This is a genomic window from Oleiphilus sp. HI0043, assembly GCF_001634935.1.
Window position 1 is genome coordinate 19876 of sequence record NZ_LWEY01001644.1, and the last position, 19255, is coordinate 39130.

18 protein-coding genes and 1 pseudogene are annotated in these 19255 nt (G+C 44.5%); 13 read left to right on the forward strand and 6 right to left on the reverse strand.

Going from position 1 to position 19255, the window contains the following annotated elements:
* The first annotated feature begins 126 nt into the window (after positions 1–126).
* Both A3729_RS25025 and A3729_RS25030 read left to right on the forward strand, forming a co-directional pair.
* Positions 127–1269, forward strand: a complete 1143-nt coding sequence (locus tag A3729_RS25025; protein WP_068513789.1) for an HD-GYP domain-containing protein — start codon at positions 127–129, stop codon at positions 1267–1269.
* A gap of 115 nt (positions 1270–1384) precedes the next feature.
* Positions 1385–1786 (forward strand): MaoC family dehydratase, encoded by a 402-nt coding sequence (locus A3729_RS25030; protein WP_068513786.1) that lies wholly within the window; start codon positions 1385–1387, stop codon positions 1784–1786.
* Between the two features lies 1 nt (position 1787).
* Here A3729_RS25030 and A3729_RS25035 read toward each other — a convergent pair whose 3' ends face one another.
* The gene (locus A3729_RS25035; RefSeq protein WP_068513781.1) at positions 1788–2240 is read right to left on the reverse strand and encodes a DUF302 domain-containing protein; all 453 of its coding nucleotides are present in this window, start codon (positions 2238–2240) and stop codon (positions 1788–1790) included.
* Between the two features lie 195 nt (positions 2241–2435).
* On the opposite strand from A3729_RS25035, the gene A3729_RS31120 reads away from it, so the two are divergent.
* The 4 genes from A3729_RS31120 to A3729_RS25045 are packed head-to-tail and all read left to right on the forward strand — an operon-like array spanning position 2436 to position 3825.
* Positions 2436–2678, forward strand: a complete 243-nt coding sequence (locus A3729_RS31120) for a hypothetical protein (RefSeq protein ID WP_068641541.1) — start codon at positions 2436–2438, stop codon at positions 2676–2678.
* Between the two features lie 3 nt (positions 2679–2681).
* On the forward strand, positions 2682–3431 hold the full coding sequence (locus A3729_RS25040) for a chemotaxis protein CheX (protein ID WP_068633895.1): 750 nt from the start codon (positions 2682–2684) through the stop codon (positions 3429–3431).
* A gap of 20 nt (positions 3432–3451) precedes the next feature.
* Positions 3452–3577 (forward strand): YacL family protein, encoded by a 126-nt coding sequence (locus A3729_RS34295; RefSeq protein WP_197469622.1) that lies wholly within the window; start codon positions 3452–3454, stop codon positions 3575–3577.
* A 14-nt stretch (positions 3578–3591) separates the two neighbouring features.
* Positions 3592–3825 carry a YacL family protein gene (locus A3729_RS25045; protein ID WP_197469623.1) on the forward strand — a complete coding sequence of 78 codons (234 nt, stop codon included), beginning with the start codon at positions 3592–3594 and terminating at the stop codon, positions 3823–3825.
* Positions 3826–3842: 17 nt separating this feature from the next.
* On the opposite strand, the gene phaC is transcribed toward A3729_RS25045, so the two are convergent.
* From phaC to A3729_RS34165, 3 genes and pseudogenes are all read right to left on the reverse strand, one after another.
* The gene (gene phaC / locus A3729_RS25050) at positions 3843–5630 is read right to left on the reverse strand and encodes a class I poly(R)-hydroxyalkanoic acid synthase (RefSeq protein WP_068513780.1); all 1788 of its coding nucleotides are present in this window, start codon (positions 5628–5630) and stop codon (positions 3843–3845) included.
* Positions 5631–5784: 154 nt separating this feature from the next.
* The gene (locus tag A3729_RS25055; protein WP_068511741.1) at positions 5785–6165 is read right to left on the reverse strand and encodes a phasin family protein; all 381 of its coding nucleotides are present in this window, start codon (positions 6163–6165) and stop codon (positions 5785–5787) included.
* Between the two features lie 144 nt (positions 6166–6309).
* Positions 6310–7661: pseudogene (locus A3729_RS34165) on the reverse strand (acetyl-CoA hydrolase/transferase family protein).
* Between the two features lie 201 nt (positions 7662–7862).
* Between A3729_RS34165 and A3729_RS25065 the strand changes: the two are divergent.
* The 7 genes from A3729_RS25065 (at position 7863) to htpX (ending at position 17635) form a co-directional block, all read left to right on the forward strand.
* Entirely contained in the window at positions 7863–8870 is a 1008-nt protein-coding gene (locus tag A3729_RS25065) for a zinc-dependent alcohol dehydrogenase family protein (RefSeq protein ID WP_068513777.1), read from the forward strand.
* A gap of 71 nt (positions 8871–8941) precedes the next feature.
* A complete protein-coding gene (locus A3729_RS25070; protein WP_068513774.1) occupies positions 8942–10054 on the forward strand; it encodes a GGDEF domain-containing protein in 1113 nt (370 codons plus the stop codon).
* A 221-nt stretch (positions 10055–10275) separates the two neighbouring features.
* Positions 10276–11964, forward strand: a complete 1689-nt coding sequence (locus A3729_RS25075) for an acyl-CoA dehydrogenase family protein (protein WP_197469631.1) — start codon at positions 10276–10278, stop codon at positions 11962–11964.
* A 189-nt stretch (positions 11965–12153) separates the two neighbouring features.
* Positions 12154–14175: a protein meaA gene (locus tag A3729_RS25080; RefSeq protein WP_068513771.1), complete on the forward strand. Its 2022-nt coding sequence runs from the start codon at positions 12154–12156 to the stop codon at positions 14173–14175.
* A complete protein-coding gene (locus tag A3729_RS25085; protein ID WP_082865307.1) occupies positions 14156–15220 on the forward strand; it encodes a GTP-binding protein in 1065 nt (354 codons plus the stop codon). The genes A3729_RS25080 and A3729_RS25085 overlap by 20 nt, the downstream gene beginning before the upstream one ends.
* 116 nt (positions 15221–15336) lie before the next feature.
* Entirely contained in the window at positions 15337–16581 is a 1245-nt protein-coding gene (gene ccrA / locus A3729_RS25090; RefSeq protein WP_068513768.1) for a crotonyl-CoA carboxylase/reductase, read from the forward strand.
* Between the two features lie 166 nt (positions 16582–16747).
* Entirely contained in the window at positions 16748–17635 is an 888-nt protein-coding gene (gene htpX, locus A3729_RS25095) for a protease HtpX (RefSeq protein WP_197476066.1), read from the forward strand.
* Positions 17636–17661: 26 nt separating this feature from the next.
* On the opposite strand, the gene A3729_RS25100 is transcribed toward htpX, so the two are convergent.
* Both A3729_RS25100 and A3729_RS25105 read right to left on the reverse strand, forming a co-directional pair.
* Positions 17662–18333: a class I SAM-dependent methyltransferase gene (locus A3729_RS25100; RefSeq protein WP_068510408.1), complete on the reverse strand. Its 672-nt coding sequence runs from the start codon at positions 18331–18333 to the stop codon at positions 17662–17664.
* Positions 18334–18335: 2 nt separating this feature from the next.
* Positions 18336–19142, reverse strand: coding sequence for a DUF2156 domain-containing protein (locus A3729_RS25105; protein WP_068634398.1), 807 nt, complete (start codon positions 19140–19142; stop codon positions 18336–18338).
* Positions 19143–19255: the final 113 nt, after the last annotated feature.

The window sequence follows — 19255 nt, forward strand, 5'->3', positions numbered from 1 at the left end:
ACCAGCTTAGCCGCTAAATCCACTCGGAACAAAGTTCAGATTTGTAACCAATTTAGTTTTTTGCTTTTCGCTTGACCCAGCTCGTCTATACTAGAACTAACGACTTGAACGAGCTAAAGATGAAACATGGACAAACCAAGCGTATACAGTCACCAAGACCCCTTAAAGAAATTAGGCTCCAGTAGCCCTTTACTTGAAAAGTTGCGGCTACTCCATGGGCACTTAAAACATCAGCATCACTATATTGACCGTATCGCCGTCGCCTTGTTTGATGCGAAAACCGATACCCTTAAAACCTTTGCTTGGAGCAGCGAACACGAAAGCCCTTTGACTCACTATCAAGCAAGTTTAAGCGATGCCCCTTCCCTGATAGAGATAATCAAGAGTGGGAATCCACGAGTCGTAAACAATATGGAAATTTTTTCTGACGGCCAGAATACCCATACGAGAGTATTAGAAAAGAGTCATTTCGGCTCTAGCTATACATTTCCAATGTATCAAGATGGGCAATTTATCGGCTTTATATTTTTTAACTCCTTCGAAAAAAACGTCTTTGAAGAAAGCACCTTGGTAGACCTGGATATGACAGCTCACATGCTCGTTCTTCTGGTATCCCATGAACAAGATGTGGTAGGTACCTTACAAGCAACTGTCAGAAGCGCCATGAATTTCACTCACCATCGTGACCCTGAAACAGCAATGCACATCGACCGAATGTCCCGATTTTCAAGACTAATCGCTGACGAGCTGGCGCATAAATATGGTTTTGACGACCAGTTTGTCGAGCATATTTTCCTGTTCTCACCTTTGCATGATATTGGCAAGATTAGTATTCCCGACTCTGTACTCTTAAAGCCAGGAAAGTTAGATGATCAAGAATTCGAGATCATGAAATCTCACGCAGAGAAAGGCAAGGAGCTAATCGATACGCTGTTAGAAAACTTCAGCCTAGATAGCCTCAACTACATCGACATTCTGAAAAATATCGCCCACCACCATCACGAAGCCTACGACGGTTCCGGCTACCCTGATGGGCTAGTTGCCCAAGATATCCCTATCGAGGCAAGAATTGTCGCAGTAGCCGATGTCTTTGACGCACTAACCAGTGAGAGACCTTATAAAAAAGCTTGGTCAAACGATGATGCTTTCGCAAAAATTGACGCCATGGCTGGCACTAAGCTGGATAGGGAATGCGTTGATGCACTAATTAAAAATCGCGAGCTAGTCGAAGAAATCCAACGACAATTCAAAGAAAATATTATTGGCTAAATACCCTTGGCTTGACGTCTATCAGTGTCACCTTTTTTTAATGTAGACAAACTAATATCGAGCTAGTCACTACCGGCTCATCACTCACAACAAGCATTAAGGGAATAAAACAAGTATGTCGAAAGTTAGTCTTGGCCAAAGCGCAAGTATCAGCAAACGTTTTTCTGAAGCAGAAGTAAATGCTTTTGCAGAGTTATCACTTGACTTCAACCCGGTCCACCTTGACGCCGACTATGCAGCCAAGACACCATTTGGTAAACAAATAGTCCACGGGATGCTTGTTTCAAGCCTTTTTTCTGGTTTGTTAGGAAAACACCTGCCCGGAGAAGGTACCATTTACTTGGGGCAGGACTTAAAATTCAAGAAACCAATATTTATTAATCAGGAAGTCACTGCAACAGTAGAGATTATCAACATACGTAATGATAAGCCCATCATTACGCTTAGCACCCTCTGTGTAAACGATCAGGGAGAAACCGTGATCGAAGGCGAAGCGGTTGTTATGTTTGCTGGCTAAATTATTGACTAATTGCTGCGGTACTCAGCTTATTCAGTACTGCGGCGATTTTAGATATGACTTGGTCACAACCTTGAATATCGTGACGCTTCTGTAAATACTCCGGATTGTTGTATGAAATTCTGACCTTATTATCATTATCCTTTTGAATCATTACTTTCTGCGGTAAATCGATTGCTACCGCTGGCGCGCAGTTCATTAGAGGTGTTCCTACCTTTGGGTTACCAAAAAGAATAAGCTCCGTCTCGGGCATAGCCAAATTAACGCTTTCCGCATTTTCCTTGTGATCAATTCTTGCAAACAAACTTAGACCTTTCGCCAGAATAATTGATTCAAATCGGTCGGCAGTTTTCTTCACTGTATACGGGCTTTCAAGTGATACCAGGCCTTCAGAAGCGATAGCACTGAATGAAGCCAAAAAGCCGCATAGGACCATCAACATTATACTTTTCATAATTTTTCCTTTTTATTATCTATGTACTTAAGCGACTCCTGGTTAATAGCATATAAGGTAGCACACTCAAGTTCGAGCACAAGCGGCTCAATCTGATAATTTTACTCGCTAGCCTTATTTGTACACTATACTGTTGTAGCATCAAATGCAGTTTCAAATTTGTTAATTCTCAGGTCCGTTTTAAACGAGGTATGGATGAGCAAGGACACAAAAATTGTCAGTAAAGTACTTGTACACGAGTTCGAAAAAACGTCATTGACCTTGTTAAAAGATGTTTGCATTGAAAATAATTTGGTTGGTTTAAGAGTCAAAACCGAGGACGACCATATCGGTCTCGAAGGGGCGTCGAGTGAGTTTGACGAAGTCCTGTCGTCAAATCTCGACCTGGGCAGTGTATTCCTGACCGAAGCGCCTGATAGTAGTGGCGTAAGTGGTTGAGATTTGTGCCTCCAGATTCACCGCAAACGTCCTGAACTACCGATATTTTTACGCAGAGTAACGCGTAAAGAACTTTCTCCTGAAGTCCTTCAAGCGATTGCTGGCAGCTATGAAAACAACAACATTGACCAACTTAACGGTTTGATCAACGAGTATATTTGTAGCATGTATTACCCTCTGGAGTTGGCCAAGGGCTTTCAGGAGATCTCTACTCAAGTATTTGAAAGCCTGATCCCCGGGGTAAAAGTTCATTGTGATTACCCCTACCTGGTAAAAGACCAATTAATCTATGGTGAATTGTTCACACTGATTCCTTTGGAAAGTGACTGGTGCCGTGGTTATATGATGCTGCAGACCACTGAAAAGGAAATCACTGATTTAATTCGCTCTGACGCAACTGCCATTCATTCAATGCGTCCGAATCGCAATGATATTAACTCGATTCTCAACGAAGCCACCAACCTGATTTGGGGTAAAGCACGCTCTTGCTACTTCTCTTCCGTTGAGAGTTTAGAAGGCAATCGTATTTATGTCCCAACGCTGGTAAACCACTCTCAAAAACATATGTCCTTTGGTTCAACCGAGCCTCAACTATGCTTTAAGTTTAAGCTGATCGACCCTAAATTCCGCTTTGATGAAATCACCATCTATCAACGCCTTATCTTCAACCTTAGCTGGTCACCTGAAAAGTTTACTGAAAACGATCAAATTGTAGAGCACCTGGTTGAAGATGGTGATTTGGAAATGTTTTAATCAAACAACAGAGGCCAAAATTGGATTACGAGTTTTTGTTTGATGAGAGTTCCCAGCCGCAAGCCCTATTTTCTAGCGGCCATGAAGCTATCGCTACTTACTTCAATATGGAGCTAAAGACTATCGTCGCAATTGACGAGGTTTAACAATAATAGACAAAGTGGAAAAAGGACAAATCACTCAATACCACTTTCAAGGCTCTGAATTTCAACTCAGGTTAGACAAAGTGGGAGCAGAAGTTCTTGCGAACGCTCTCGGTTATGAGGTCTACGAAGAGCTTCCTGAAAATACAGAATTATATGACCAGGAGCTCCAGGCAGAATGTGGTTTACTTGACTTCCAACAAGCCTTGCTAGAATGGCAGCGTTTTATTAAAAACAAAAGCCTGCCCTAGAACGATAGTTTCTTCTATCAGTTCATCACACCAAGCTTACGTTTTACATAGGTACCAGGGGCATCACATAAGACTTCAAGCTTTCCTGCTTCGGGCAAACGAGCTTCGATCTCTTCGCCTTTATAGGGCTGGAGCCAGTCGTTCCAATGTGTCCACCAACTGCCTTTATGGTGCTCACTCGCCGCGAGCCACTCATCCGCATCGTCAACAATATTCTCATTCGTCCAGTAAGAATACTTCTTCTTCGCTGGAGGGTTAACAATACCCGCTATATGACCGGACTCACCCAGCACAAAGGTTGCGTTGTCTTTGCAGATTTTGGCACCTTCATAGGTAACACGCCACTTGGCAATATGATCTTGATGGGTACTGATAAAATACAAAGGTACTTCTATTTTGGACAAGTCTATTTTGGTGCCATTGACCGCATAAGCACCTGGTTTAACCAAACGATTTTCCATATAGAATTTTCGCAGCATCTCGTTATGACAAGCACCGGTGATATTAGTACTATCGGAGTTCCAGTATAAAAGATCAAAAGGCGTCGGAGACTCACCCTTTAGATAGTTCTGGATATAGTAATTCCAATACAGAGAGTTCTCACGCAGTTTGCTGAATGAAACCGCCATCACTCTGCCATCGAAGTAGCCTTTTTGATTATTCTGATGTTCTATCGCTTTAATCGTATGGTCATCGATAAATACACCAATATCTCCCGGATCAGAGAAATCTGTCAAGGTCGTAAAAAGCGTTGCTGACTTAACACGAGGCTTTAGCTTACGCGCAGCCATATAGGCTAGCGTAGTCATTAATAAGGTGCCGCCAATACAATAGGCCGCCGCATTGATTTCACGGATCCCCGTTTGTTTTTCAACCACTTCTAGAGCATGTAATGCACCGTCGGTGACATAGCGGTCGAAACCGATATTCCGCTCTTTTTCAGTCGGGTTCAACCAAGACACCATAAAGACGGTCTGCCCCTGCTCTACCGCCCATCGCACGAGGGAATTCTTTTCTGATAAATCGAGAATATAGAATTTATTGACGAAAGGTGGAATGATCAGCAAAGGCGTCTCAGTGATTTTATCGGTAAGCGGAGAGTATTGAATCAACTCAAACAACTCGCAACGATAAACAACCTTTCCTTTGGTGGTCGCAATATTTTCACCTAGCTGAAAGGCCTCATCATCCGTCATGGTGATTTTTAAGGTATCAGCACTTTTTTCCAAGTCTTTTACAAAGCGCTCAAAGCCCTGCACCAGATTGGCACCGCGAGTTTTAATCGTAAGACTTAAAAGCTCTGGGTTTGTAGGAATGTAGTTTGAAGGTGATGCGGCATTAACGAGCTGCCTGACAAAAAACTCTGCTCTGCTACGCGTTTTATCATCAAGGCCTGGCATAGAATTAATGCTATCTAACCATGCACGACCGGTCACCAAATAAGCTTGCTTGATAAAGTTAAAATAAGCGTTTTCAACCCAGCCTTCATCACTAAATCGAAAATCTCCTTTTTCCGCCTCAACGACCGGCTCAACCTCTCGACCCGCAACCTGCGATAAAGCCGACTTAACGACACGAAAGTAATTCTTGCCCAAGTCTGCCGTTTGCTTTGTCGTTTCCCAAGGATGCTTTACAACCTCTTGGACATACTTTAGATAAGACTCTGTAGCATCACTGGCAACAGCCTGCAAGCTACCATGCTCTTCATTCAATTGAGTTGAAAGGTAAGTTAAAGCGCGCTGGCTTTCTTCCATTGCCTTGGCACTCATTTTCCAATAGGGATTATCAAAAAGGTTTTTCGTCATAAGAGCGTGTTCCTAATTATTCTTATAGAACAGGCAGCCAAAAGGGCTAAATACCCAATCTAGAGGTATAGATAGCGGTATGGAGAAAGTGCCTGCGAAAAAAGTCATGAACGGCCAGAACTGCTAAGTAGTACTGGCCTTCATTGTCATACCACTACTTTGCTTTACTTGTCGCTTTAGCAGCTGGTTTTGCTTCAGTTTTGGGCTCTGAAGCCGACTTCATAATTTCTTCCAACTCTTCACGAAACTTACTTCCAGCATCGCTAAGTGCTTGAATATCAGTCATCATCTGCTCGTTTAGCTCGCCAAAAGCTTCCATCTGCTCTTTAAAGAAATCCTGTAAAGACTCAGGGTCCTTTACTTCGGTAAATGCTTTAAAACGGGCCGATGCAAAGTCTGAATATTTTTTCGCCGACTCCATTTGTGCTTTGAAGGTTTCCTGCATAGAGCTGGTCATTAACTCACCAACTTTACTCATAGGCGCCAGTGATTCCTTTGCTTTTTCGTTTAGATCTTTCAAAAAATCTGTATTCAATTCCCTATCCTCATCACTGGGTTTAACAAAACATATCCTTGGCATATTAAGACACTTTTATGTCAGAGATATTTCTATTCGATTGTAATACTAGAAAGGAATAATCCTCAATGACCCAAGTCATAAAAGCGTCCCTCTCTTTAACTATGAAGCAATTTCTGCACCGGGCAACTTTCGCCCACTTTTTCCCAAAGCCCCCATTGCTCGGGCACTATCGATCAACTCTTGCTGAAACCTGGGATGCGCCAGCTGTATTAGTAGCTCAGCCCTTTCACTTAAAGATTTACCCTTTAAATCTACACAGCCATTTTCCGTCACAATATAATGCGTATCCATACGGGTATCGGTCACAGCCCCACCCTCTATGCGTGGGACAATTCGACTCACCTGACCTTTTTTTGCTGTAGAATGAAGCGCGATAAAAGAACGGCCATTCTCGGCCATATAAGCCCCCTCACAAAATCCAACTGCCCTCCGGTGCCTGAAAACTGCTGACCATTCATATGCTCTGCATTCACCTGCCCCGTCAAATCAACTTCGATTGCAGCGTTTACAGAAACCATATTATTGTTCTTACTGATCACTGCCGGATTATTCACCCAGGAAGCAGGATAACCAACGATCGAAGGGTTATCATCCATAAAGTCATACATCGCTTTGTCACCCAAAGCTAAGGTAAACACGTGCTTGTGCTGCATCCAGAATTTTTTCTTACCGGTCAGAACTCCCCACTGAATCAACCTAACCATCGCGGGCGAAAACAACTCAGAGTGCAGGCCTAAATTTCGGTGGCTATCTAACATTCCGAGCACCGCATTTGGCACACCACCAACTCCCATCTGCAATGTATCTTCATCATGGATATGTTCTGCAATCTGACTGGCAATTATCTTGTCTATTGGACCAGGCTCAGATAATTGCGTTTCGCACAGAGCCTCATCATGTTCGACCAGTGCATCAATCTCGGAAATATGAATGGTACATTCACCAAACGTTTTAGGCATATTCGAGTTAACCTCAACCACCACTCGCCTGGCTTTACGAATGACACTCGCGCCATAGTCGGCATTAGTCCCCAGACTAAAATAACCGTGTTTATCCATACTTGAGACTGCCACCATAAAACAATCCGGTGATATATGGGCAGTCAGCAAACGTCCAACCTGATGAAAATTAGTCGGTACAAACTGCATCCATGCTTCATCTTTTGACTCAGCCAGCGCTTGTCGGTCTGAGGCGCTTAAGAATAATGGCCTGGGCGAGATCCTCCCCGACAAAGACGGTTTAAGAAGCGTATTACGTAGATGTTCTGAGCCGTGCATGTAATACAAATTAAACGGCGCAACTCGCTCTTGTTCAGCGCATTCACTTAGCCAGCTAAGAAGTAGACGCGGCATGGCAACACTCATTCCCAGTATCAGGTTTGATACGCCAAGCATCTGCCCGGAAAGCTGCTCCTTGGAAATTTTCTTCGATTGATAAACGGCTTCAAGCATCTTGCTACTCCCCTTAAGATTCTTTTACTGTAAACCCAGTTTGAACAAACATTCTTAAGGCGGCGTGTTAGTTTAGTGAATTATTTCTTACAGGTGTGATTTCAGCTGCTTATGTCTTTTAAAAACCTATAGCTTTTTTGAGCAACATCAGCTTCAATATTGCACCAAATTAACGACCCTTCTAGCGTGAACAGCCAAACTATGAAAGCCCTAAGCATAAGCTCTCCACCAAACCTGGATAGCCTTGAACTGATAGAACAAGATCAACCAGCCCCGTTACCAGGCCAGGTAGGAGTAAGAATACGCTCCATTGGTTTGAATCGAGGCGACCTTCTATTCTGTCAAAACCGCTACTTTATCAAGCCAAACCCAGGAAGCAGGTTAGGCTTCGAAGCCGCCGGGATTGTTGACGCATTACCAGCTGACGGTAAAAGTAACTTTAAGCTAGGTGACAAAGTGGCCCTATGCCCAATGAGCTTTGATGTTCATTCACAAGGCACACTGGCAGAATATGGAGCCTATAACGAAGCATCGCTCATACCGAGCCCTGACTCGGTACCCGATGAACACTGTGGCGCAATCTGGATGGCCTACTTCACTGCCTGGGGAGGCTTGATTGAAGCGGGAGGCCTCAAACCGGGTGAAAATGTCGTTATCACCGCAGCATCAAGTTCCGTGGGTATCGCGGCTACCCAAATCGCCAACATGATTGGCGCAAACCCCATAGCCACCACAACTAGTCAAGAAAAGGCAGAAATACTGAGCCAACTCGGCGCACCGCATGTCATCGTCCAAGACAGAGATGATGAAGCTAACCTCAAATATGCCGAAGAAGTGATGAGCATAACCCAGGGAAAAGGAAGCGACCTGGTATTTGATGCCGTGGCAGGCCCTGGCACACATGGCCTGGTAAAAGCCTCAACACGAGGCGGTAGAATTGTAATTCAGGGAATGCTCGACAGGCGGCCCATGGATATTCACGCAGGTGTATTGATGAAGCGCTTGTTGACGCTAAAAGGCTATACGGTCGACCAGACACTAGAACAGGAGCAACAGAAGCAAAGAGCCATTACTGCAATTCGTCGCGGATTTAGCGAAGGTCATCTACAAGCAGTTATTGCTCAATCCTTTAGTTTGTCCGATTATCAGTCAGCTTTTTCAACCTTGTCTCTTAATAAGCATATTGGGAAAATTATTATCACGCCCTAGTAAGGAATGCTTTATACTGCCAGATATATAGACGCAAATAATAAAGATAAACCGGAAGGCCAGAATAAAAAATGCCTCATTACCATCAACAACTGCAAAGCCATGCTTTAGCTGACCTGACGAATAGAGCAAAGAGCGGCATATTAACCTATTTTGGTGTTTGGGTAATTCTGGCTTTTACCTTCAACCTTGATCAAGTCAACCCCAGCTTTCTCTATCTAAACACGGGGCTAATCATATTATTTGCTGCCTTGCGAATTGCTCATCTATTAATACTTAACCGTAGCCCCTCACCTAACATTCCCGTCTTACATCAATGGCTTGTCATCACTATTCTTGGTGCAGCACTTCATTGGGGCTGCATGTCGGCCTGGGTTATCTATGATGACAGTTTAACAGTGATGCAAACCGCTATTTTAATTATTACCCCCGCCTTCACTGTCGGCGGTGCTAGTACACTGAGCATATCTTCGGAAATCCGGACTCTCTACCCTATCTTTATGCTTCTGCCCGTGATTGGCGCCTTGATTCATGATGGCAGTACCAGCAACTTAATGTATGCCTTGTTATGCAGTATCTGCCTGACTTACATATTCACCTCTTCCAAAGCGAGCCATAACGACTACTGGTCTGCGATTACCAATCACTTGGTTGCAGAAGAGAGGGCTGAGCTCATGGAACAATTAAGCACCACAGATCCGCTCACACAGCTAAAGAATCGAATGTTCTTTGATAAAGAATACAGTAAAGAGTGGAAACGCTGCTCGCGAATGTCCTGCCCATTAAGTCTCATTATGATTGACCTGGATTTCTTCAAAAACCTCAATGATAACTATGGTCACATGTTTGGCGATGACTGTTTGAAGAAAACAGCCAAAGCGATCAACGATGAGGTTGCCCGACCTTCTGACTGCGTCGCACGCTACGGCGGTGAAGAGTTTATCGTTTTGCTACCTAATACAAACAAAAATGGTGCCGAGAATATTGCCAAGCGCATGCTTAAGGCAGTATCAGACTTAGAGTTCGAAATAGATGGTCAAGTCATCAATATTACCTGCTCCATTGGTGGTGCAACCACGACACCAAATTTTCGTAATGACCGAAGCGAGTTAGTAAAAGAAGCGGATACTGCACTTTATTACGCAAAAGAGCATGGTAGAAACCAATATTATGCACTTTCCTGAAGTCAGCACACGCCAGCTTAATTTATAAGTAGTACCAATTAGATATAGACCTGGCAACAAATACTTTTCCCAACTAACCAGCTAAATTCATTCGAAAGAAAATATAGCCTCAGCCAAAAGCTTTTTTTACCCTTTTTTTTCCTATATTATGGCCGGTTAATTATAGTTAACACCCATTTTTTTAGATTTTTTTCTACGTATTTACATTAGGAGATTCCCCTTTGTCTGGACAAGCATCAACGCTAATCTCGAACGCACGCGCTGTCGTCAGCCACGCGCAGAATGCCCTCAACACTTCTCTAAGCCATATCAAGCACCTGTGCTTGAACGAAACGGGCCGCCTTTCCGGGCATAAATTAGACGAATACCAGGTTGTATCCTATGACCTCGCCTACGCTTCTGCTGAAATTGCAGCCGCTAGCTCAATCTGTGATTACGCTGAAAAAATCAGAGCCTCTAAAGGCGAACAAGAAGAACTCTACCTCGAAGAAACGATTGCATTGATGTTCTGTGCTGAAGCCGTACAAAGCACTAAAGCTCGTCTAGCCACCAAACCCAGAGAGTTTGGTTTGTCTAAAGAACAGTTTGCTGAAAGCTTTGACAACGATGCTGTTGTGGATTTCTGCGACACCTACCTGCAAACTGCTAAACTTGTTGAGCTTGGTAAAATCATGCTAGGTCAAGATGGCTGCACAACTGATCCTTTACTTGATGAAGATAAAGAAATCATGCGTGAATCATTCCAGCGCTTTGCAACAGACGTTGTCATGCCAAAAGCAGAGCATATTCATCGCGAAGATTTGATGGTTCCTGATGAAATTCTAAAGCCATTGGTTGAAATGGGCTGTTTCGGTTTGTCTATTCCAGAGCGCTACGACGGCTTACAGCCAGACGACCGTGAAGATAACATGGGCATGATCGTTGTAACTGAAGAACTGTCTCGTGGCTCTTTAGCCGCAGCAGGTAGTTTGATTACACGTCCTGAGATTCTTTCTAAAGCTCTCATGGCCGGTGGTACTGAAGAACAGAAACAATATTGGCTGCCAAAGCTAGCTTGGGCTGACCCATCCTGCGCAGTTGCCATTACCGAGCCAGATTTTGGTTCTGACGTTGCAGGCATGAAACTAAAAGCTGAAAAAGTTGACGGTGGTTGGGTACTTAACGGCGCGAAAACATGGTGTACTTTTGGCGGTAAAGCTGGCGTTTTGTTAACACTAGCGCGTACTAACCCTGATCCAGGCTTGGGCCACAAAGGCTTAAGCATGTTCCTAGTTGAAAAACCTTCTTTCGACGGCCATGATTTTGAATACGAGCAAGAAGGTGGCGGTAAGCTAAGCGGGAAAGCAATCCCAACAATCGGTTACCGAGGCATGCACTCTTTCGACGTATTCTTCGATAATGTCTTTGTTCCAGACAGCCACTTGTTAGGTGGTGAAGAAGGCCTGGGTAAAGGCTTCTATTACACGATGGCAGGTTTCTCTGGTGGACGTATCCAAACTGCTGCACGTGCAAATGGCCTCATGCAAGCCGCTTATGAGCGTGCGATCAGCTACTCACAAGAACGTAAAGTATTTGGCCAGCCTGTGGGTGAATACCAGCTTACCCTAAGCAAACTATCTCGCATGGCGACCTTGATGACCGCTTCGCGCCAGTTTACCTACGCCGTAGGCCGTTTGATGGATGAAGGCAAAGGCCAGATGGAAGCCAGCCTAGTGAAACTATTTGCTTGTAAGTCTTCTGAGTGGCTAACACGTGAGGCATTGCAGATTCACGGAGGTATGGGCTATGCAGAAGAATCAGCAGTGAGCCGTTACTGGATTGATGCCCGCGTACTCTCTATCTTTGAAGGTGCTGAAGAGACTCTTGCACTGAAAGTAATTGCCAGAACCCTAATCGAGAACGCAGCGTAGATTGCGATTTGATTCTCAGCCAGCCAAGCTGTTGTGCTGGCTAAGCAAACCCTAAAAGAGATCATTCAAAAACTTTCCTATTGAAAGACGCTTTGACCGATCTCTAATAAACATTGAACTAGCGACATGCAGTGTCGAGGACAGAGCCTCAAGTACTCTCGGAATCGACCCACATCGGAATGAAGTAACATGAGTGAGCAAAATAAAGCGCATCTGATCTACGATAAAGAAGATAAGCCGAGCAAAGACCGTCCGTGGATTTTCAGAACCTACGCCGGACACACCAATGTTTGGGCCTCCAATGAGCTTTACCGTAATAACCTGGCAAAAGGCCAGACGGGTTTAAGTATTGCAATGGATCTCCCCACGCAATGTGGTTACAGCTCCGATCATGATATTGCGAAACCCGAGATTGGCAAGGTCGGCGTGCCGATCAATTCACTCGATGACATGGCAGTACTATTCGATAACATTCCTTTAGAGGAAATGAACACCTCGATGACCATCAATGGTACATCCATGTGGTTATTATCTTTGTATGTTGCTTTAGCTGAAGAGCGTGGCATAGATATTAGCCAGCTTAAAGGCACGACTCAAAATGACTTGATCAAAGAGTACCTGGCACGTGGTACCTACATATTCCCACCAGAAGATTCTATTCGCATTATCGTCGACATGTATGAATACTGCTTGCACAACATTCCTTCATGGAATGCTTCAAACATTTGCTCATATCACCTTCAAGAAGCCGGCGCGACGCCTGTTCAAGAACTCGCTTTCGCTCTGACAACAGCAATTACAATTCTGGATGCAATCAAAGAACGTGACTGCTTCAATGAAGAAGAGTTTGAGCGTTGCGTTGGCCGAATTTCTTACTTTGTAAACGCTGGTATGCGCTTTGTAGAAGAGACCTGCAAAATGCGCGCATTTGGCGAAATGTGGGATGAGATCACCAGTGAACGTTACGGTGTTAAGAACCCTAAATACCGTCGCTTCCGTTACGGTGTTCAGGTTAACTCTTTGGGTTTGACTGAAGAACAGCCAGAAAACAATGCATGGCGTATTCTGATCGAAACATTAGGCGTGACACTTAGCCGTAACGCACGTTGTCGCGCACTTCAGCTACCTGCCTGGAACGAAGCTCTATCCCTTCCGCGCCCTTGGGATCAGCAGTGGTCACTGCGTCTTCAGCAAGTTATGGCTTATGAAACTGACTTGCTTGAGTACCCTGACCTATTCGAAGGCTCTAAGGTTATCGAATCAAAAGTAGCTGAGCTAAAAGAGCAAGCCTTTGCAGAAATTAATAAGATTCTAGATATGGGCGGTTGTGTTGAAGCTATCAAGACCGGTTATATGAAGTCTTCTCTTGTTTCTTCTCAAGGCGAGCGAATGAGCAAGCTGGCTCAAGGCGAGCAAGTTGTGGTCGGTAAGAACAAGTGGACAGACGGTATTGAATCACCACTCGTTGGAGACAGTGACGGCGGTATATTTATGGTCGACGCTGAAGCTGCTCAGAAAACCATTGATGCCTTAAACAATACACGAACCAGCCGCGATGCCGCCCGTGTAGAAGCTTCTCTAAAAGCCTTGGCTGAAGCCGCAAAAAATGGCGAAAATATGATGGCAGCCTCTATTGAATGTGCAAAAGCGCGCGTAACCACGGGCGAATGGTCAGATACCTTACGTGAAGCCTTCGGCGAATTCCGTCCACCAACAGGTGTTGATGGTCAGGCGCTGACAATCGAGTCAGATACCCTGGAACAGGTTCGAGCTAAAGTTGAGCAATTCATCGAAACGAATGGCTATCGCCCTCGTATCGTCGTTGGCAAGCCGGGCCTTGATGGCCACTCAAATGGTGCTGAAATGATTGCTGTTGCAGCGCGTCATGCAGGCTTCGATGTTATCTACTTCGGTATTCGCTTAAGTGCTGCAGATATCGTGCAATCGGCTTTGGAAGAAAACGTCGATGTGATCGGTATTTCATTGCTTTCTGGTTCTCACAACGAGATTATTGATCAGTTATTTGAAGAGTTAGAAAACAATAATGCCAAGGATGCGATTCCTGTCATTCTGGGCGGCATTATTCCAACACCAGACTTTGAATCACTTCAAAGCAAGGGTGTTAAGCGCATTTTCACGCCAAAAGATTTTGACCTAATGGCAGTGATGAACGAGATCATGGACGTCATTAATGCACAAAAAGCAAACTAAGCCTGATCTTGCGCTTGATCAACTGACTGCACAAATGCAGTCAGAGCTACCTGAGAAAGTCGCGCAGCAGTTAGAGCAAGCAGCCAATCTAGAGAAGTGGCCAATTGCCCAACTAATTTCGGTCTTTGAGCGAAATACCACGCAGAACTTTGTCACTCGGCACCAGATTGTCTCTTATCTAGAAAAGAAGCAATCTGGTAACGACAAACAAGGTATGGTCTTGGGTATTACCGGTACGCCCGGTGCAGGTAAGTCGAGTTTAATCGGCGAGCTTTGCTTAACGCTGCTTAAAGAGCGTTCGGACATGTCGATCGCTGTCTTGGCGATAGACCCTTCTAGCCATGAGTCTGGCGGCGCCCTGCTCGGCGACCGGACACGGACAATTTTCCCGGTAAAAGACAAGCGACTATTTTTCCGATCTCAAGCCTCGCAGCAAGACTTGGGTGGAATGAGTAAGCAAACCTTCCACGTAACGCGCTTGCTAAGAAAAATTTTTGATCTGATCATCATTGAAACGGTCGGTATCGGCCAAAGTGAGATTGAAGTTCAGAAACTTAGCGACCATACCTGCCTGGTAATGCAGCCATTGGCTGGCGATCAGGTTCAGTTTATGAAAGCCGGAATCATGGAAGTCCCGGACACCTTTATCATCAATAAATGTGATGAAGATAATTTAGCGAAAAAAAGTCTGCACTTGCTTAAATCGAGTCTAAAATTAGCCAGTATTTATGTAGAAAATGCCGGTGATAAAAAGCAAGCAAATGTTAAAGATATATTTTTAACCAGCGCAATAAAGCGCAAAGGTATTACTGAACTGGCTGATCACGTACTTGCATATCGCGACCAAGCTATTAGTCAGGAAGCTTTGGAAAAGCAAGAAAACTACTTTTTACATAAGTGGATTAAACAAGCTTACGGCGAGTTCGGTGAAGGGGTATACGAGCACTTCGCTCAGGATAAAGGCCTCCATACAGGAAGCCTTGAAGAAAAAGAGTTAAGATTTAAAACAATTATTGCCCAATTCATTAATCAGATTCATGACTAGATTTTTTGATACATATCAACAACTTGAATCAAAATTTAAACAATAATAACAACACAATCAAAAGAATTTAAAAACTAACAACAATTTAGCGACATTTAAATCATGAGGAAAACTAAATGACTAAAGAACTATATGACATCGGTGAAGCGCCACCACTAGGTGAAGTTCCTGCAAAAATGAATGCTTGGCTAATCCGCCCAGAGCGCTTTGGTAAGCCGATGAAAGCTTTCCAAAAGGAAGTCATTGATACACCCGAAATCAAAGATGACGAAGTTCTTGTTTACGTTATGGCAGCAGGCGTTAACTATAATAACGTGTGGGCAGGTCTTGGCGTACCGGTTGACGTTATCGGCGCGCGTAACAAGCAAGGTGAACCGGAAGAATTCCATATCGGTGGTTCCGATGCTTCAGGTATCGTTTATAAAATCGGTAAAGATGTTACTAACGTAAAAGTGGGTGATGAAGTTGTTCTTCATTGTGGTAGCTGGCAGAAAGGCTGTAAAGCTGAGCAGAAAGGTACCGATCCAATGTATGACCCTAGCTTTCGTATTTGGGGTTATGAAACTAACTTTGGCAGCTTTGCACAGTTCACTAAAGTTCAGGATCACCAATGCCTACCAAAACCTAAGCACCTTAACTGGGAAGAAGCGGCAACTTATATGCTAGTGGGCGCAACCGCTTACCGCATGCTTATGGCATGGGCACCAAACAACGTTAAGAAGGATGACGTTGTCCTTATCTGGGGTGGCGCTGGCGGCCTAGGCTGTATGGCTATTCAGATCGCTGCAGCAATGGGCGCTAAGCCAATCGCTGTTGTTTCTGACGAGAGTAAGTTTGATTACTGCATGCAATTGGGCGCTGTTGGCTGCCTAAACCGTAAAGACTTCGACCACTGGGGCATGATGCCACACTGGAAAGATGAGTCCGCTTACGCTAAGTGGAGCAAAGGTGCGCGTGCATTCGGTAAAGCTATCTGGGATATCCTTGGCGAGCGTCGTGGTGTTGATGTTGTCTTTGAACACCCAGGCGAAACTACTATTCCTACGTCTATCTTCGTTGCTGAAACAGGCGGTATGGTTGTAGTTTGTGCAGGTACTACCGGCTTCAACGCGACCTTAGACCTGCGTTATCACTGGATGCGTCAGAAGCGTCTGCAGGGCTCACACTTCGCAAATGATGATCAAGCAATCGGCGTAAATAACTTGGTAATTGAAGGTAAAGTCGACCCTTGCCTATCTAAAACCTTTACCTATGAAGAGCTTCCTGACTCTCATCAGCTAATGTATGAAAACCAACACCCTCATGGCAACATGTCTGTGCTCGTTGGTGCAACTGACTTTGGTCAGGGCGCAGAGAAGTAGTTTCTAATAGTAAAAAATTAAAAAGGCGATCTTCGGATCGCCTTTTTTATGCCTGATATACCGCTCTCATTACATTAAACCTACTCCATCTTGAGCCTTAAAAGGCTTGAACTTTCTCACTCAGTCCATATATTCTCAGATAACACCACACATGAGATAAACCAAAATGATGAGAATATTTTTATTCCTGGCCACAAACTTAGCCGTTGTATTAGTCGCTAGCTTCACACTTAGCCTACTCGGGGTCGGCAGTTACATGACCGCTCAGGGTCTGGACTACAATAACCTCCTTGTCTTCTGCCTGATATTCGGTATGGCAGGTTCAATCGTGTCGCTGCTGATGTCAAAATTCATGGCAAAGCGCAGCATGAGAGTTCAAGTGATTGAGGAGCCACAAAACGCTGACCAAAAATGGCTCTATACCACCGTCCAGGATCTTGCTCAAAAAGCCAATATCGGTATGCCTGAGGTTGGCGTATTTAACAGCGCACAAGCTAATGCTTTCGCAACCGGCTGGAATAAAAATAACGCCTTAGTCGCCGTAAGCACAGGCTTACTCAATAAAATGAGCCGTGAGGAAGTTAAGGCTGTACTTGGGCATGAAATCGGGCACGTCGCAAATGGTGATATGATTACCCTCACCCTTATCCAAGGAGTCGTAAACGCATTCGTTATGTTCTTTGCGCGAATTATCGGTAGCTTTGTTGATAGAGCAGTATTCAAAAATGAAAGCGGTCACGGCATGGGCTTTTTTATCGCCACCTTCGTCGCAGAGATGATATTAGGAGTGCTCGCTAGCACGATTGTTTTCTGGTTTAGCCGCCGTAGAGAATATCGAGCAGATATAGCGGGAGCGGAGCTAGTTAACCCCGCTGCGATGGTCAGCGCACTTGCACGCCTGCAGGCTGAATACGATAAACCAAGTGAAATGCCTTCTGAAATGGTCGCTTTTGGTATTAGTGGCGAACTGAAGAATTCATTAGGCGGTTTGTTTATGAGTCACCCTCCTCTAGACAAACGTATCGAAGCGCTTCGACAGCGTTATAGTGCTTAGGTCCTGAAGTAGCTAGTTCGAAAGCTTTATTTTCGAACTAGCTCTAAAGACCGATACCAATCAGACTGACCCGGGAGCACCTTAAACATTTGGTAGCGCTTAACGCTCAAGTTTGCTTGTTTCGCATAAAGTGTATAGTCGTAGATTTTGTGAACCGGGTTTTTCGCTATTAAATGAAATGCGAATAGTGCTGAGTAATAGTAAAGCCGCTGACATAGTCTTTGCACTAGGTTTCCACTGATCGGAGCAAAGTCCGCAACCATTAGGCTGCCACCCGGTTTAAGCTGCAAGCTTAGATGATTTAGCATTTCGATCATCAATGGGTGAGCGAAGACATTCAAAAAGTAATTCGCTACCACATAGTCATAATAGCTGTCCTTAAGGTGCTTAAATGCATCACCCAGGACAAGCACGACGCGATCGTTCAAGCTTAATCTCTCTAGCTTACATTCAATACGCTTTAGCATTTTAGGTGAAAGTTCAACGACAGTAATCTCGGCACCTTTTTGCGCAGCAAGTACCACATCTTCACCGCTTCCCGCCCCCACAAACAGTAATTTATCACCGGGCTTTATGTCACGCAGCTGCCAACGCTTACTCGCAATGATCTTACCACCACTATATAAATGCGCGGCCTTTTCGTAGAACCTAGCCGTTCTGTCATAACGACCTCTCACAAAAGAATTATCTTCAGACATCACTAAAAAACCTGTATTGCTTTTAAGGTAGCAATGGTTGCTTTAGGCAACGAGATCCCCGGAGGAATACATTGGAACCAGTGTTCACTCTGTGCTCGATATCGAGTTTTATGGTAAGCAAGTGCTTGAAACGCATATAGAAAACTTCCATAGCGATACATTAATTGTTGCAAGTAGCGTAATGAAGCAATCTCATGTGGAAAGCTCTGAAGCTCGTGCAAGGGTGCTAAGCCCAGTGACAAACGAGCAACACCTTCTTTCTGAAAAACCTTCATTGCTTCAAGGATTGTATAATCTAGAAAGCCATTCGGTTTTATCCCAGGGCAAGCGCGAATGATATTAGCTGTATAACCTATGATCTTATCATCCTGAAAATAGGGATCAAAAAACACATATCCAACGAGCTCTCCTTTTAGGTAACAGAAAAACTTCCTGACTCCCCAAGCATCTCTATACTCTGGCGGCCGAGTAATGAGCCTAAGTTCACGCTTAGTCACCGCCTTGGTTTGTCGCCAGCGCTCGGAAATATCCCGAACTCTATCTTCATTCACCTCAGACCAAGCCTGTTCTTTAACAACAAAGCCCCTACGTCCAAAGTTAGATGCCCAGCGCAGATACTTTTTCTCTTTCCCTTTGACATCAAAACTGTTGAGTGAGAGCGAATACTCAACCCCCATATCGTTACATCGATAACCCCGATCTATCAAAGCACTCGCACAATCAGCATCAACTGCCATGAAAATACTTGGTCGCTTCGTTGACGCTTCTAACGCATCTAATAAGGGGTGAAAGTCCTCATCAGCACACACCGGGNGGACTTTCACCCCTTATTAGATGCGTTAGAAGCGTCAACGAAGCGACCAAGTATTTTCATGGCAGTTGATGCTGATTGTGCGAGTGCTTTGATAGATCGGGGTTATCG